The following is a 261-nucleotide window of genomic DNA, read 5'->3' on the forward strand; positions in this document are numbered from 1 at the left end:
AGAACGAATAATTAAGAAATTTGTCACATGAAGTCAAGACTATTTCTGATGGGAATCTATCCTTATAATAGAAATCAATAAGATTAATTTAAAAAAAGAGATACATATATATAGAGTTAACATTTGGGGAGGAAAATATGAAAAAGCAACTTGTTACAGCAACAACGGCAGTGGTTTTGGGGACGACTTTGTTTGCGGGCGCTGCATCTGCGCAAACGATTAAGGTAAAAAAAGGCGATACATTATGGGGACTTTCAAATC

At 34.5% G+C, this 261-nt stretch carries 1 pseudogene; it reads left to right on the forward strand.

Going from position 1 to position 261, the window contains the following annotated elements:
- Positions 1 to 137 precede the first annotated feature (137 nt).
- Positions 138 to 261 (forward strand): annotated as a pseudogene (locus SB660_RS21650) (C40 family peptidase); the annotation flags it as partial.

The sequence above is a fragment of the Bacillus sp. SIMBA_005 genome (assembly GCF_046535585.1).
Taxonomy (GTDB): Bacteria; Bacillota; Bacilli; order Bacillales; family Bacillaceae; genus Bacillus; species Bacillus pumilus.